At 41.2% G+C, this 14,892-nt stretch carries 9 protein-coding genes and 2 pseudogenes; 2 read left to right on the forward strand and 9 right to left on the reverse strand.

What is annotated here, in order from left to right:
- Positions 1–2: 2 nt before the first annotated feature.
- From HMPREF0106_RS12565 to HMPREF0106_RS12515, 9 genes and pseudogenes are all read right to left on the reverse strand, one after another.
- Positions 3–440 (reverse strand): hypothetical protein, encoded by a 438-nt coding sequence (locus HMPREF0106_RS12565; protein ID WP_009039967.1) that lies wholly within the window; start codon positions 438–440, stop codon positions 3–5.
- A 123-nt stretch (positions 441–563) separates the two neighbouring features.
- Entirely contained in the window at positions 564–1,619 is a 1,056-nt protein-coding gene (locus HMPREF0106_RS12560; RefSeq protein ID WP_009039968.1) for a transcriptional regulator, read from the reverse strand.
- Positions 1,620–2,179: 560 nt separating this feature from the next.
- Positions 2,180–3,391 (reverse strand): tyrosine-type recombinase/integrase, encoded by a 1,212-nt coding sequence (locus HMPREF0106_RS12555; protein ID WP_009039969.1) that lies wholly within the window; start codon positions 3,389–3,391, stop codon positions 2,180–2,182.
- A gap of 822 nt (positions 3,392–4,213) precedes the next feature.
- Positions 4,214–5,571 (reverse strand): annotated as a pseudogene (locus HMPREF0106_RS12545) (transposase).
- A gap of 164 nt (positions 5,572–5,735) precedes the next feature.
- Entirely contained in the window at positions 5,736–6,026 is a 291-nt protein-coding gene (locus tag HMPREF0106_RS26755) for a hypothetical protein (protein WP_011107070.1), read from the reverse strand.
- Positions 6,027–6,510: 484 nt separating this feature from the next.
- A complete protein-coding gene (locus HMPREF0106_RS12530; protein WP_009039973.1) occupies positions 6,511–7,668 on the reverse strand; it encodes a PHP domain-containing protein in 1,158 nt (385 codons plus the stop codon).
- A 26-nt stretch (positions 7,669–7,694) separates the two neighbouring features.
- Positions 7,695–9,524 (reverse strand): RagB/SusD family nutrient uptake outer membrane protein, encoded by a 1,830-nt coding sequence (locus tag HMPREF0106_RS12525; protein WP_011107068.1) that lies wholly within the window; start codon positions 9,522–9,524, stop codon positions 7,695–7,697.
- Positions 9,525–9,536: 12 nt separating this feature from the next.
- Positions 9,537–12,800, reverse strand: a complete 3,264-nt coding sequence (locus HMPREF0106_RS12520; RefSeq protein ID WP_009039975.1) for a SusC/RagA family TonB-linked outer membrane protein — start codon at positions 12,798–12,800, stop codon at positions 9,537–9,539.
- A gap of 75 nt (positions 12,801–12,875) precedes the next feature.
- Positions 12,876–13,154: an alkaline phosphatase gene (locus tag HMPREF0106_RS12515; RefSeq protein ID WP_009039976.1), complete on the reverse strand. Its 279-nt coding sequence runs from the start codon at positions 13,152–13,154 to the stop codon at positions 12,876–12,878.
- Between the two features lie 471 nt (positions 13,155–13,625).
- On the opposite strand from HMPREF0106_RS12515, the gene HMPREF0106_RS28420 reads away from it, so the two are divergent.
- Positions 13,626–14,273: a transposase gene (locus tag HMPREF0106_RS28420; protein ID WP_353845248.1), complete on the forward strand. Its 648-nt coding sequence runs from the start codon at positions 13,626–13,628 to the stop codon at positions 14,271–14,273.
- A gap of 170 nt (positions 14,274–14,443) precedes the next feature.
- Positions 14,444–14,832 (forward strand): annotated as a pseudogene (locus tag HMPREF0106_RS28425) (transposase).
- The last annotated feature ends 60 nt before the right edge of the window (positions 14,833–14,892 follow it).

Below are 14,892 nucleotides of genomic sequence, written 5' to 3' on the forward strand. Positions count from 1 at the left end.
GGTTACCGACATTTAGTCCATTTCATACGCGCTGTGTATTTCCTAAAACCAAGAATTGCTTTATCGAATTTATCAGTAATATCATAGATTTCATTATGCGTTAAACTGTCTGCTTTCACTACTCCTACAATTAAAGGTTGTCCTAATATAAATTTGTAAAGCACGGCATCTGTCATAGAATACAAAGCCTTTAAATCTTTCTTAAAACCTTCTCCATTAAAAATCGTTTTAAAATCAGCACAATCAGAATCAATTGGGGAACCAAAAATTTGAGCTATAGCAAGTATGCTTTTGGCTACATCTATGCCGTCAATCACTTTCCCAGAGAAGGAATCATTTTTACCCTTTACTAAACCATAAGTATAAGCATTTGAATCTACTTGAAAATTTTGTGAAAGGAGTGATCCAATAACTTTATCTAAAAATGAGTCATTTTTCATATGTTTAAAAGAATTGTCAATAGAAACATGAATACTTTTCGAGTATACCAATAACAGTTTATACTACTTTTTGACATCAAATAAAAAAAATGTAGTACTTAAAACTTTACTTATAATTACCATCTACAATTCTATCGGCAGAAACGGATATCGAATAGCCAGCGACTCCCGTCCGGTTTCTACAATTTCCTTCAAATCCACAGATATATCCATGCAGTTTATAACAGACACCAGAATTTGATCCGCTTTTTCACATATTATCATCATGTCTTTCATGTCTCCGATATGGGAATCGTAATATATACTCCGGAAATAGCTTCCTGTTTCTTCAAGCAGGAAGAACGCTATTTCCACCGCTTCATCAAAGTTCTTTTTTACCATATCGGATTTCATCCTTGTAACCCACGGCGTGAGATTTTCCGCCATGCCCATTATATCCAATTGATTTTGGGGTGTAAAAAAACAGCCGTCTATTTCCTTTTGAAGCGGTGTGAATGTGACATACGATGATTGCCTGATTTTTTCCAGCTGCTTCCTCCGCAGACGGACATATTCGTCCAGATTCTCGAAACTCTCCTTATATATGCCTCCAATGGCCACTGTCATTCCTCCAATGGAAGTGACCAGGCACTTGTCACGAGAGATTCTGATGCGATATCCTTCAAGGCCGGAAAGGATACCGGAAGTAATCCGGACTAAAGGATTCCCCACAGAATAATAATCAAAGGAGTGGGGCATGAAACGGATACGGGTGGGAATAACTTCCGACACCCGCATGAAAGGTTGCATCACACTGTCAGGTATGGCGGCTATTTCTCCGGTACTGCAATCCTTCACTAAATATAAATTGAAAAAGTTCTCTTTTAAGAATTTTTGAATCCTGTTAGCGTCACCTTGGATAAAGACAAGGCCGGAAATGGTTGCCTGTTCCTCTTTCTTTATCCGCTTGTTCCCACGTTTATAGACGATACTCTTATGAACAAAGATACGGTATTGTTCTGTTTGCAATTTCTTGCTCACAGTTTCTACTTTGGCATGATGGATAAACAAATAGCACCAGGATGTTATCTCCTTGTTTCCGGTATATTTCTTTACCTCCGGATCAGAAATCGTCTCTGGTCCGTTCTCCGCTTTGCCCCCCATGGCGTTAGGTTGAGTTTCTGTACTATACAGTGACATCGTCGCTCAAACTAATTTATGTCTTTGATCCGTGTTGTGCCATCTGGCAGCTGTCGCCCGATCAGTTTTAATTTATAAACAAAACTTAATATTCCGTCCATAAATGTATCCGTTTAAGTGTAAAAAATGTGCAACAGAACCGTCCCATTCTTTTTTGAGCAAGTGTTCTATAGCTCCCTCTCTTCATAAGAGATGTATAATGTGATACATGTGAATAAAACAATCTGATAATAAGCACTTTGCTTTCTTCTAGGAAACTCTTTGCTCAACAGCCTGTTTGGCAGTTTCAAGGATCAGTCCATATTTTATTCCCATTATTTGTTCATTTTTGTGGTTATTCTCAATATTTTGTGTATTTTTGCATTCAATTATACATCTCTTATGAAGAGACGACAATTTTTACTCAACATTATTGTAAAGGTCTCCGCGATGACGCATAGTATACCAGATTAGAAGTTCCTAATTTTGCGGCATATACATTAATAATGATATGACAAAGTCTATGGTTTTAACGGAGTCAACTCCAATTCCTCCTGAATATCCTTTTGTTCAATATTCTATTATATCTGCAAGGATTTCAAAATCAACTTGTTTGCCCTGTCAATGGTGGCGGTATCCAGCGAGGCCAGGTAGATCCTCGTTGTTGTCTCCGAATCGTGTCCCATACCCTCGCTGATCACCGAAATCGGGATGTTCTTGCTCCGGGCCGCGCTGGCCCAGGAATGGCGCGCCACGTAATGGGTCAGGGGGACGGACATCCCCAGTTCCTTCCCAAGAACTTTCAAATGCCTGTTGATACGGTGGGAGGCGTTGATATATTGTTTCCTCTCATCTGTTCCCGGTCTGTCGATAACGGAAAGAAGGTACGGGGATCCGGGGATGTTGTAACGGTCCACGATTTCCTGCATGCACGGCTCCCATTTTATAAGGAGCTGCTGGCCGGTTTTCTTCCGCCGGTATGAGAGGATGCCGTTGTTAAGATCCTTCTTTTTCAGGAACGCCATATCGACCATGGACATTCCTCTTGTATAAAAGCTGAAGAGTAGCATGTCCCTCGCATAAGCCTTTGCGGGCTCAAATGACAGGTCCAATGACTTGAGCCGCTTTATCACATGCAGGGGTACCGCCCGTTTCGTAGTCTTCTCAACTCCGGTATAGACATGTTTGAAAGGGAAACGCTGGACAGTAAGCCCCTTCTCCACGGCACGGTTATATACCGCCCGCAAGTTACGCATGTAAAAGGAAATGGTATTCATGGAAACCCCGCCCGATTCCAGCCATGCCTCGTATGCGACCATCAGATCGGAATCCATATCGTCGGGCAACACATCTCTCCCTTCCATGAACCGTATGAAGCTGTTGAGGGTGGAGGTGTAGGTCTCACTGGTCCGTATCTTGCCCAGGCGTTTCAGGCCGTTTATGACCTCCCGCATGAAGACGGGGAAAGACAGGCTGTAATGTCCGCCGTTAAAGGCGGAAACCACGTCGTCGGCCGTAAAAGCCCCCCTTCTCCGTTCCAGGGTTGTGATGATACCCTCCAGCCTGTCGGTATCCTCCATTATCTTACCCTCCAGCAGTGACAGGTGTTGCCGTCTTCCCTCATCGGACGGAGCGGCGACGATACGGGCCCGCCTTTTGTCCCACTCGGCGGGGAACAGCCTGTATGAGGTGCTAATCTGTCTTGCCACACGTACATGAATCACTTGGTAATAAACTGTACCCTCTTTACCATCCACCGAGGATGGTCTGAACTTAATTTTTACTGTAGCCATAAATTCTTCAATTTTAAATTTTATAGGGTACAAAATTACCAGATACAACAAATTGTTGATTTATGCAAAATATTGTATTCTAGTGAATAAAAATCTTCTTATTGACTATAAGGAAGGGGATCGGAAAACACTACATCCTTTTCTGAACGTCAGGAGTAGGATTATGTTGTCATGGAATGGAATCGATGATGACAAATAATAAAAAAACGAATGTACGACATACAAATATCCTCAGTGCCGTACATTCGTTTTTATATTTTTGTCTTGAAAAAAGGTTCTTTGAGTTGATGCAGAATAAAACAGAATATTGTAATTCGATCGTTTCTAAAGTGTTACCTATGATCTATAAAGTGAGTGATAACTATTTTATTTTCAGTTAGACAAAGAATTGATTGTGTTTACTTGTGTAAGTAATATTTAAAAATACAGTAAAAAACAGAATGGTGATAATTAAACGTAAATCGTTTATAATTAAGTATTTTACAAAAATTGCAGAATAGCCTGACCTGCCTTTATCCTCAATAATAACGGGGATTATGAATGAAACTGACGAAGTATGACCCGCATAGTAACCGGTAACTCTGATAAGGTGTCCATTTAGGGATATTCAGTAAATGTTCCTCTTTCTTCTAAATTAAGAGAAAAGTTTTACTTTACGTGAGCTTTTCTCTTGATTTTTTCGTTCAATTCTCCCAGTCTTCTATCTTTTTCATAGAACATTATTTACATATTCTTATTTTTTCTTCCCACCCATGCATTATGTATATATCTTTTTTTAGTGGAAGTTAAAACCTCTCCTCTTTTCCTCTTATTTTAGTCAGATTATGCTGCCTTTCTTTTTTTCTTTTCGACCTTTTCTATCATGCATACCGCATTGGCCGTATGTATCCCAAAGAAAATCCAAAGCATTTCCGTTTTCCTGTTTCTGGCTTTTATCCTGGCCAGTGAGTAATGTTGTTTCTGCGTTCCAAAGCTTCCTTCCAGCCGGGTAACTCTTTCACGGCTGAGTTCCGACCGTAAGATCTTCCGAAGCGGCTCATCTTTGGCGGCTCTACCCTTACGCTTGAAGGAAGTACTTATATGATATTTAGTACAAAATTTCCGGTTGGCATTATTGGCATAGATTGAATCCGCTGCAAGCGCCTTAACCCTAACCTTGGTCAGTTGTTGTTGCAGATGAATACAGTCTTTCAAACGTACTCCTTCGTTAAAAGCCTTAAAGGAGATATGTTCTATAAAGGAGATTCCATCTATCTGTATATTGTTGACCTTGGCTCCGAATTCAACGGATTTGGTTTCCTTGCCTCTGATAATGGGGCGAAGGTAATGCCGGTCGATACTCACGATACGGTCGGACACTTTTTGGCCTGCAAATAAATTCTTCCCTTGCTCAAGAACCGTCTGTATGACCGAGAATCGTCTTTGGTAATCAGAGGATAGTGTAAGCCTGTTCCCGTAGGATGAATGAATCCGCTCCAGCTGGTCAAGCAACTTTTCCAACAACTGAAGTAGCCCGCGTGTAATCATACGGGTCTGTGATTTCCTGCGTTTACGCAGTTTACTGTAAACAAGGTAGGCACGGCTTACATCAAGATACTTGTTACGGGGACGTTGTATGTGCAATCTCCGGCAATGTTTGCACAGATGACGATGAAGCCATACGATACCTTCCCATAAGAGTTTGGTATCAGTAGGGAAACGCAGACGGCTTTCATAACAGGTGGCATCCGTCATACAGACATGAAGGTTCTCAAGATAAGGTTTCCAATGCCCGGCAAGAATAAGCTGGAGGGACTCAACATCAAGGCGATTCGTCAGGAACTAGCGGATCGCACTGACGATTTTAGGATTGGTCAGCGGATGAAGCGGATCAATCTGAACACCACAAAACAACTGGTAATGAATATTACCGTTTAAATGTTCAATCAGTTGTGCATCGGAAAAGTTGGTATAGGACTTCAGGACCATCAAGGCTATTTTACCTTCGGGAGAAAAATAACTTTTACGACCCAAAGGAGAAGACTTCAAATGCATTTGTCGGACCAGTTCCGAAAAAGGGAAGAGAGCATGGAGTCGACCTAATTCACTCGTTGCAAAACTTTGACGATATTTTTTAGCATATCGAACTCGGTAAAACCTAAACAAGGTTCGATTCCGGAGATTTTTTGTATCTTTACCATGTGTTTTTAGTTTAGATTACCCCCGTTTTGGCCGTCAAACCGTTTTTGGGGGCAATGCTTAAAGATACAAAAAAGCAACTAACTCGCAATAAATTAGTTGCCTTAATTTTTCTTATTTTGGGAATATCCCCATTTAAATTAGATTCCAATAAGATGGTCTTAACCTAAAATGTTGACTTATCATTCAATTCAATGGTGTTACCGTTAACTACTCCTTCAACTATTATGAATGACCATTCATCTATTTTATTGTCAAAGTCGTAAATATCTGTCGAATTGGGATATTTTATGAAATTTCCTGATGAGATTATATCTACTCGGTCTGTCTTTATCGTCACACAGGAGTTTTCATCAGTAAGTTTTTGCCCATACAAAATGATTTCATCTCCGGCTTTGACATCAGTAATAGTAGTCGCACACATTGCTTCAAGACTGAACTTATCAGAAATAATCATACTGTTTCCACTTACTATGTTGACGACAGCGTCTTTCACTATAATAAATGAATGATCGTCAGTAGAGAATATATCTTTCACTGAAATTTCAGAGATTCCTCGATAACAGTCGCCTTCTTGAGAGACGATAACATAGGCATAGCTGGAGAGTTTTGACTCATGAAAGACTATTTTGTCTGTGCGTGGACTGTCAACTTCTCCATCACTATAATTATCCTTAACGCAAACGGTCACGTCTGTGAGTCCGACACCATTTGAAGGAGTAACAGTAATCTAGTCAGGCGTATCGACTCTCCATTCAGCATCAGCATATATGGTGATTATCAGGCTCTCAGCATCAGTTGACTCGAAAGAAAGATTTTCTGTACTTGAGAGTACAGCTTTTGCCATTATCGGCTCATTATCGTTGATGCAAGCAGAAAAAACCGCAAGCATCAACGTAAAAAATAGGATATTTATTGACTTTTTCATTATCTCAGTTTGATTATAATGATATTCTTAAAAATGAATCAGCTCCTGTCCATGCATTATCTACAGAGAACCCGCGGTCCTTGTCAGACAAAATTATTGAGCTAAATTCAGGGAGTACAATAGGATTTTTTCCATCCGGATGAATGATAAAACGCAAAGAAGTAGGATTCTTGAGTTGGATATTATGACCATTTACGGGAGAGATGGAAACACAACTCATAAAAAGTTGACGTAAAAGGTATTCCTGTCCCATTAATGTCCCTCCTGCACCATATCCGATGGTACGTCTATTTTCAAGAGCATCTCTCATTGCATCAAGTGAACGGTCCTTAGCTAAGATTATCGTCATGTCCCGACGTAGTCCTCTACCAATATATTCCTCAAACGATGTATCGTGAAGGTCGGTCGTCGATGCTACGAATAAGTTGTCTTCTTTTGCTCGGTCTATAGTTCCGGGACAAAATGCTGTGCCATTGTTGGCTTCTATTCCGTCAATAAGCCCTTCGCCGTATGCTTTTAGTTCAAAATCTGGGTGTTGAATCGATTCACGGCGCCAACCGGGATGATTATGCATCACCAAAGCTCCCTGAGCTTTGGCGTTGCGAATTGCGGTGAGAGGATCCGGGTCATATATGCCATTGTTATCTGTTGTGAACAGAGCGTTATAGTGCCCGATACCTTTTGGCTCACGTGTGATTTCTATACCGGGAATAATAAGCAGACCATAGCTGACGGCAGCTTTCTTGGTAAGTTCAACAGATTTGTTCAGATCTTGCTTTGGTTTAACATTAGTTTTTTTATTCACATTATGAGCCTCGATACCATCAGGGAGTGTAGCTCCTAGATAACCTATCATATCAGTATCGGCGGGATGATATTCAATGTGATCAGTCACTGAAATAGCATCAAGACCATCGAGCCAAGCTTCTCGGACACGAGCAGACGGCGACAGATGTCCGTCAGAAAAGTATGTATGAAGATGAAGATCCGCCTTCAGTGGAATATATCCTTCGATGGAATCGGGAAGTATGAACTCGACGCGAGTGGAGGCTCCTGTACGATTTGCCTGATGTAACATATCACTATTTGTAGCCTCGGTGTAATATGTTTGCCCTGATGCTTTTACTTGACCAACAAGAAAGATGAGGGTAATAATTATAAGTTGTTTCATTGTTTTATATGAAGAATTTAAGATTATCAAAAACCTAAACCATCATCCCATCCAGGATTCTGTGTCAAGCTATTATTCAGCGAGCGTTCATGGATAGGAATTGGGTAAAGATAATCTCTTTGTTCATTGAAGTTAACTCTTGGAACACTCCTGTGGTAATATATGTAGCCATGATCATTATTTGACAACAATATATCCTTTCCGAGAGCATATACCTGAACTCCAACTCCGGCATTGGGTTTAGGAGTACCCTGATTATAAAAAATCACGTCAACTTTCCCATCACCGGATAAGTCATATTCTCCAGCTCCTGCAATATACATTCCCATAAATGGAGAAAATGATTTATCATCAGAGTCATTTATTGCATATCCTGCTTTCCATCGCATAAGGTCAGACCAACGGAAGCCTTCCTGTACGAGTTCAACGGTACGCTCACGACGTATTTCAAGTATGACACCTTTGTTGGCACCATTCACATTTGGGAAACCGGTTTTAGGGTCGCAAAGATATGGATCAGGGATAGCGTTCGACATCCCCATGTCAATCCCGAGCATACCGACACGACCACGTAGCAGATTTACGGAGCGGTCAAGATCCGACTGCGTCAATGTCCCCAGTTCGGCCTTTGCCTCTGCATAATTCAGAAGGACTTCAGCATATCTGATGACAGGTAAATCATTTACTGAATAGCTTGCCCTGTCGGTATTGCCTCCGGCAGCCGTGGGATCTTGTACGAATTTGATAGGTTGATATCCCGTGATTGCAACGCCGAGATCCGGAGCGAGAATCTCTTTCTTTCCGATTCGTGTATAACCGGGAGTACGTATAGACTGAGCCAAACGGGGGTCACGGTTTACAGTCTCTTCATTAAATCCCATCGTCTCCCAACCGGGACGGTCAGTAAATCGGGTTCCATCTGAATTAAGATACATACAAACCATCTTGCGGGTATAGCCGGGACGTCCTTGATTACTCAACAACATGTGTGCGTTTGATCCATGTGAATTGTTAAAGATTGCATAGCGGTAGCTAATGGCCAGGATATATTCGTTCGGATTGGCATCATCCTCTGCAAAGAGAATATTGTAGTCGGTAGAAGGAGAGCCGGTAGAATAAAGCGAATATTCACCACTGTCAATCAGCTTGCCTGCTGCATCAGCCGATTGGGCCAAGTAATAGTCTGCGTCATGTCCTTCAATCCGTAAGTTGTGATACTTACGATAAGTACCTTCAAACAGACATACTCTGCTTTTGAAAGCGAGAGCAGCACCTTTGGTTACTTTATAGGGGGCTTCAGCCTCATTGTTGCGGGAGGGAAGATGTTCGATTGCGAAATCGAGATCCTCCAGCATTTTCTGCATCACTAACTCGCGGGAATCGCGAGGCTTGTAGAGTTCAGGATCAGTATCGCTTAGTTCGGTATCGTACCAAGGCACATCGCCAAATCGTTCGATTTTGTCAGCATAGAAGTACGCACGGAAGAATCTGGCGACAGCCGAATATTTTTCGGCGGCATCGGAATCTTCGCATTTGTCAATGTTGCCAAGCAAAGTGTTGATACGTCTGAGGTCTGTCCATGACCATCCACCGCCTGAAGCGGGGACGGTACGATAGGAGCCCCCCATCAGCTCATTGGAGAGCGACTGACATACATAAATGTCGCTCTGATCCTTGTATTGAACTTTGGGAAGGATGTTATTATATAAAGGATTCGTGAAGAGCTCCAGGTCTGAAGCTGTACGGAAATATTCTTCCGATGACATTCTGTCCTTCGGCAGAAGGTCAAGATCATCGTTGCACCCACACATCAGAGTGACAGCTACGGTGAAAACCAGATATTTTATTATTTTCATATTCTCTGTTAATTATAATGTTATATCAATTCCGAACATATAGGTTTTTGCCCAAGGATAATACATCGCATTAAGTTGATTGCTGCTGCGACTGAAGGCGGCTTCCGGATCAATATATTTGGAATGTTTCTTTATGGGAGACCAGTAACACAGATTCTCGGCTGTGAAATATACGCGCAATTGTTGGATTGATACTTTTGAAAGTATTTTTCCGGGGATAGAATATCCTATTGTCAGATTTTTGAAACGCATATAGCGGATATTCTGAAGATACCTGTCATTTACAAAGCTTAACTGACCATTTTTTGCTGACTGTCCGAGAGGGCGGGGGAAATATGCACCCGGGTTGTCCTTCGACCAACATTGGTCGATAAAGTTACGTGGTATATATCCTGCCACAGGATCCGAAAATGAACCCCAAAATTGGTAATTATAGCCATTTGGATACCAATAGTGGTTGCCGGTTCCTTGGAAGAAGGCATAAATATCAAATCCCATATAGTTTAGGGAGCCAGAGAATCCATACTGGAGGGTAGGAAGTTCGTTTCCGATGATTTTCATATCACCCGGATTCAAAGCAGAGTCCTCACCTACAGATATCTTACCATCCCCATCAAGATCAGCAAATTTAAGATCACCTGCCCTCCATGTTCCTTGAGGAAGATTCTTGGCAACAACTCCAAGATCTACCTGGGATGAATATTGGGCTGCCTCTTCATCAGAAGCAAACAGACCATCTACATGATAACCCCATATTTCACCAAGTTTCATGCCCGGATAGTAGCTCTTTGCAAATACTTTCTCAGGATTATCATAACGTGTTATCCGTGCATCATAATTACTGAGATTGGCAGAAACAGAATAAGAAAGGTTGTGACCGAATATCTTCAAATTATCATGCCATGTGGCAGAAAGTTCATATCCTTTTGTCCGCAAGTCCGCCGTGTTCATCTGCGGAGGAGTGGCACCATATACTCCGGGAAGCTCAATACCATCGGTAAGCATATTAACGGTATTTCGCACATAAATGTCTCCGGTAAAATTCAAACGATTGTTGAACATCGCTAGATCTGCACCAATATTCCACTGACGTGCCGTTTCCCAAGTAAGGTTTTGTGCTATGGGTGCTCCGATAGACGAATATTTCGCCTTTGTATCAGAACCAAAGTTGAATGTGTCAAAGTCACTGAGAGTAATCATACGAAGGAACGTATAAAAAGAAGATACGTTCTGGTTTCCCAGACTTCCGTATGAAACCCTGAATTTCAGATTGCTAAGTGACGGGCGTGCCCATTCCATGAATTTTTCTTCGGATATTCTCCAGCCTACGGAACCGGAAGGGAAGCATCCCCAACGGTTATTGGAAGCAAAACGGGAAGTACCATCATAACGTCCGCTAATCTCAGCAAAATAACGTCCGTCATAATCATAGTTGACACGTCCGAACCATCCTGCAAGCTTGTATTCGTTCTGACCACCTCCCATTGAAAACATGGTTGTTGCGAGATTCAAGTCATCGAGGTCATCTGATGATAACTCATAACCTACTGCACTAAGATTTTTTTTATGCCAATGTTCATAATTGAAACCAAATGTTGCGGCTAAATTATGTTTATCATTCCAGCTTTGATTATAATTTGCATAGGCATTTACAGATATATAGTTCGATGTATAAACCTGTTCAGTAAGTTTGTTTTGGCCGGCCCCAATACCGTAAAAGTCCATTTCGGAATCAGGATACATCCTGAAATTCAAATGATTTGAACGCCAATAATTACGGTCCTGATCAAATTTGTATGAAAAATCGCCTGTAATACTTAATTGCTTGATAGGGGTTACTATAAAACGGGAAGTATTTATAAAACTCATATTGCGTTCAAGATTACGATGTGAGCCCTCTCCAATCATAATATGACGGCCATTTGCCATTTTTGTACTCTGATAAGGTACTGAGTATATCCATGTTCCATCCGGATTCTTGTTGGGATAACATGCAAATGCACCATTTGCAGAATATCCGAATGTGTCTTCTATACTGCCGTTTCCCTGAGATTTATAGGAAGTAGAGTAAAGTGATGTGTTATTGGAAAATCGCGCCCATTTTGTAACAGGAAACTCTATTTTAGACCGAAGATTATATTTGTTATAGGTATCAGGATTAACTTTCAAGATGCCTTTACGGTATTCATACGCTCCGGATACGAAGTAATTTACATCGCCAATGCCGCCTGACAGTGATATATTATGCTGCATTTTAGGCCGGTTATCACTGAAATTCATGTGATAATGGTCATAATTTCCATAATATACCCACTGTTTTTTTCCATTACGTACATCTTCAACTATCCACGGACGATCCGGGTGTTCTGTACGGTCGTTGACACGTGCCAGTAACTCAGCCATATCCTTATCTGTGTAGTCTATGATATTTTTACCGTCTTTAGCTCTGGCAAATAAGTTGGCAGTATAGACAGCCCAATAACCACGGTCCTCATAATCTGTACTGTTGGTGTTTGCCTCCCAGCCGAATCTGCCACTGTATCGAACTGTAGTCCTGGCTCTTTTCCCTGTTGCATCATCGCTCTCTCCAGCCTTAGTGGTGACCAAAATAACACCAAATGCGGCACGAGCTCCATATATGGCTGCGGCTGAAGCATCTTTGATAACTGAAATACTCTTGACATCGCTTGGGTTGACTTGGCTAAGATCACTTTCAACACCATCTACCAGGACGAGAGGATTGGTGGCATTTACTGAAGTGGTACCACGTACATTGATTGATGGAGATTTGTTCGGAAGACCGGAACCCGTCGTGATGTTAAGTCCAGGAGTCGTACCTTGAAGCATTGAGGTAAGTGACTGGGACGGACGATCGGAAAGCTCCTTATCTGTAATTACCGAGACCGCTCCTGTGAGATTAACCTTTTTTTGTGTACCATAGCCCACCACTACGACCTCATCAAGAGCTTGAGCGTCTTCAGTCATTGTAACGGTTATTTTATTCTCGTCAGGCTTCAAATCTATTTCCAAAGGTTGAAAGCCTATATAGGAGAAAGTCAGTTTTTTTACGCCGGAGGGAAGTGTGATTTCAAACTTGCCATCTATGTCAGTCGTTGTCCCTATCTTGTATTCTCGATTGAATACACTGACACCCACTAACGGGTCTCCGCTTTTTTCGACAACTTCACCGCTAAGCGTTCTTGTCTGTGCTGCTGCTCCGATTGCAGTTATGCAAACCACGAGCAGCAAAATTAATTTTCTTGTTAATGCACTCATAAGATAATGATTAGTTATTGATTGATTTCATTATTTTTGTGTTCTATACATTTTTTCTTGTATATATTTCCAAACTCATCTATTGGCCTTATGCCCACATGCCAAAGCTGTTCCAGCTGCTGCTGAATCTGTTATAGGAGATGAAGCGGAGAATGTGGCCATTATTCCGACATTAGGAAATCCAAACATAAGGAGAAGTTCAAATTCATTGGTTCTAAGATATTCTTCCGTTGCCATAATATGGCCAAGCCCCATACTGTCTCCTATAAATAAGAAGATATATTTGGGAGTAGCTTTCGTTTCTGCCAGTGCGAAACAAGCAATGGTCAATGCAATAATTATTCGTTTAAGCATACTTACTATTTTTTCTCGCTGCAAAATTCCATATATTTTGTTTCACATTTCTTTCGGGAATATTAAGGAATTATTAAATTCTTTAATTTGTTATTATTACATATATAGAAATAAAAATATGGATTATTCGTAAATTTGCAGTCTGAAAACAGGAAATGGAAAATCTGTAGGTCGCAAAAACAAAATTCCTAGTTCGACAAAAAAGAAATACCACCTAAACGTGACAAATCGGGTCATATTTTAACATATTCAAACGCACATAATCTTTTTCTTTCTCTTTGGTCATAAAAGTATAAGAAAGTTGAAAAGAAAGAGATTGTGTCAAATGTGAAATGACCCCAAAAGTTTTTTATCTAACTTTTGAGGTGCACTTCAACGTTGGCACACCCTTTTTTATGCGCAAAGCCCAGACTTCGCAAGCCCGGGCTTTGTTATTATCCAAAGTTTCTATATCTTTAGACATAAAGTTTTTTGTTATGGCAAAGTTACATTTTCGTCCTTACATTCCCCAACCAGACCGTTCTTTTTCCACAAAGAATTGATGAAAACATAGCATCGAACGATCCGGTTCGCATAGTTAATACTGTTGTTGATAATCTCAATCTTGACAATTTCAAGAAGCTTTATAAAGCAACCGGTCGTTGTCCTTATCATCCTAAAATGATGCTTAAGGTGATTATTTACTCCTACATGAACAATATCTATTCGTGCCGCAAAATAGAGAAGCTTCTCCTATGTGACATCCATTATATCTGGCTTTCCGCTAATGAACATCCGGATTTTACTACCATCAACCGTTTTCGAAACCGTGCAAAAGAAGAAATAAATACCGTATTTACGCAGTTGGTCCTTGTCCTTGCCGACAAAGGTTTTATCAGCCTTGACGTAGAGCATATCTACGGTAGCAAGATTGAGTTCAGGGCCAACAAATATACTTTTGTCTGGCGCAAGACAGTCGAAAAGAACCGTACAAAGCTGATGGATAAGATCCGCATTCTCCTGGAGCAGGCAGATGAAGCCATAGCCCAAGAGAACTCCTCCAAAGGCACATCCGTAGAGTTCACTCCTGCCATGCTCTCAGATATAGTGAATGAACTTAAAGAGGCGCTGGAACACTAGGACAAGGAACAAAAGAAAGTCATACGAGAAAAGAAGAAACAGGTCCGGAACTTGAGGAGTACCGTGACAAGTTGATGGAATACGACAACCATCTTGATACTCTTGGAGAACGCAACTCCTATTCCAAGACCGATCCTGATGCCACCTTCATGCACATGAAAGAAGACACCATGAAAAACGGACAGACCAAGCCCGGATATAATCTGCAAATAGGTACCGAGAACCAATTCCTCATAGACTTCCGGCTGTTTCCCAACCCAACCGATACACTGACCCTCATACCTTTCTTCCACTCCTTTGAGCAACGCTATAACCACTTACCAACTGTCGGAGTGGCAGACTCCGGTTACGGCTCGGAAGAAGGCATCAGGCATAGGGGAAGGCGATGTATAGAACCGGAAGCAGTTTTTGGACAAATGAAACACAACATGGCATACAGAAGGTCCGGCATGTGGGAGAAGAAAAGGTTACAATGGACTTTGCATTCTTTGCTATAACTTTTAATATCAAAAAGATGTGTACAAAACTACTGAAAGCTGGAAAGACAGGGAACAATTAACTTTAGAGAATGTAAATTAAACTGTGTCATCAAGGAATTAACTTTGCTAACACTGTTTTT

The organism is Bacteroides sp. D22 (genome assembly GCF_000163675.1).
GTDB classification, from domain to species: domain Bacteria; phylum Bacteroidota; class Bacteroidia; order Bacteroidales; family Bacteroidaceae; genus Bacteroides; species Bacteroides xylanisolvens.

Bases quoted from the DNA above. Each gene is read 5' to 3' on its own strand.
- HMPREF0106_RS12565 (WP_009039967.1), bottom strand. From the start codon at position 440: ATGAAAAATGACTCATTTTTAGATAAAGTTATTGGATCACTCCTTTCA.
- HMPREF0106_RS12560 (WP_009039968.1), bottom strand. From the start codon at position 1,619: ATGTCACTGTATAGTACAGAAACTCAACCTAACGCCATGGGGGGCAAA.
- HMPREF0106_RS12555 (WP_009039969.1), bottom strand. From the start codon at position 3,391: ATGGCTACAGTAAAAATTAAGTTCAGACCATCCTCGGTGGATGGTAAA.
- HMPREF0106_RS26755 (WP_011107070.1), bottom strand. From the start codon at position 6,026: ATGATTATTTCTGATAAGTTCAGTCTTGAAGCAATGTGTGCGACTACT.
- HMPREF0106_RS12530 (WP_009039973.1), bottom strand. From the start codon at position 7,668: ATGAAACAACTTATAATTATTACCCTCATCTTTCTTGTTGGTCAAGTA.
- HMPREF0106_RS12525 (WP_011107068.1), bottom strand. From the start codon at position 9,524: ATGAAAATAATAAAATATCTGGTTTTCACCGTAGCTGTCACTCTGATG.
- HMPREF0106_RS12520 (WP_009039975.1), bottom strand. From the start codon at position 12,800: ATGAGTGCATTAACAAGAAAATTAATTTTGCTGCTCGTGGTTTGCATA.
- HMPREF0106_RS12515 (WP_009039976.1), bottom strand. From the start codon at position 13,154: ATGCTTAAACGAATAATTATTGCATTGACCATTGCTTGTTTCGCACTG.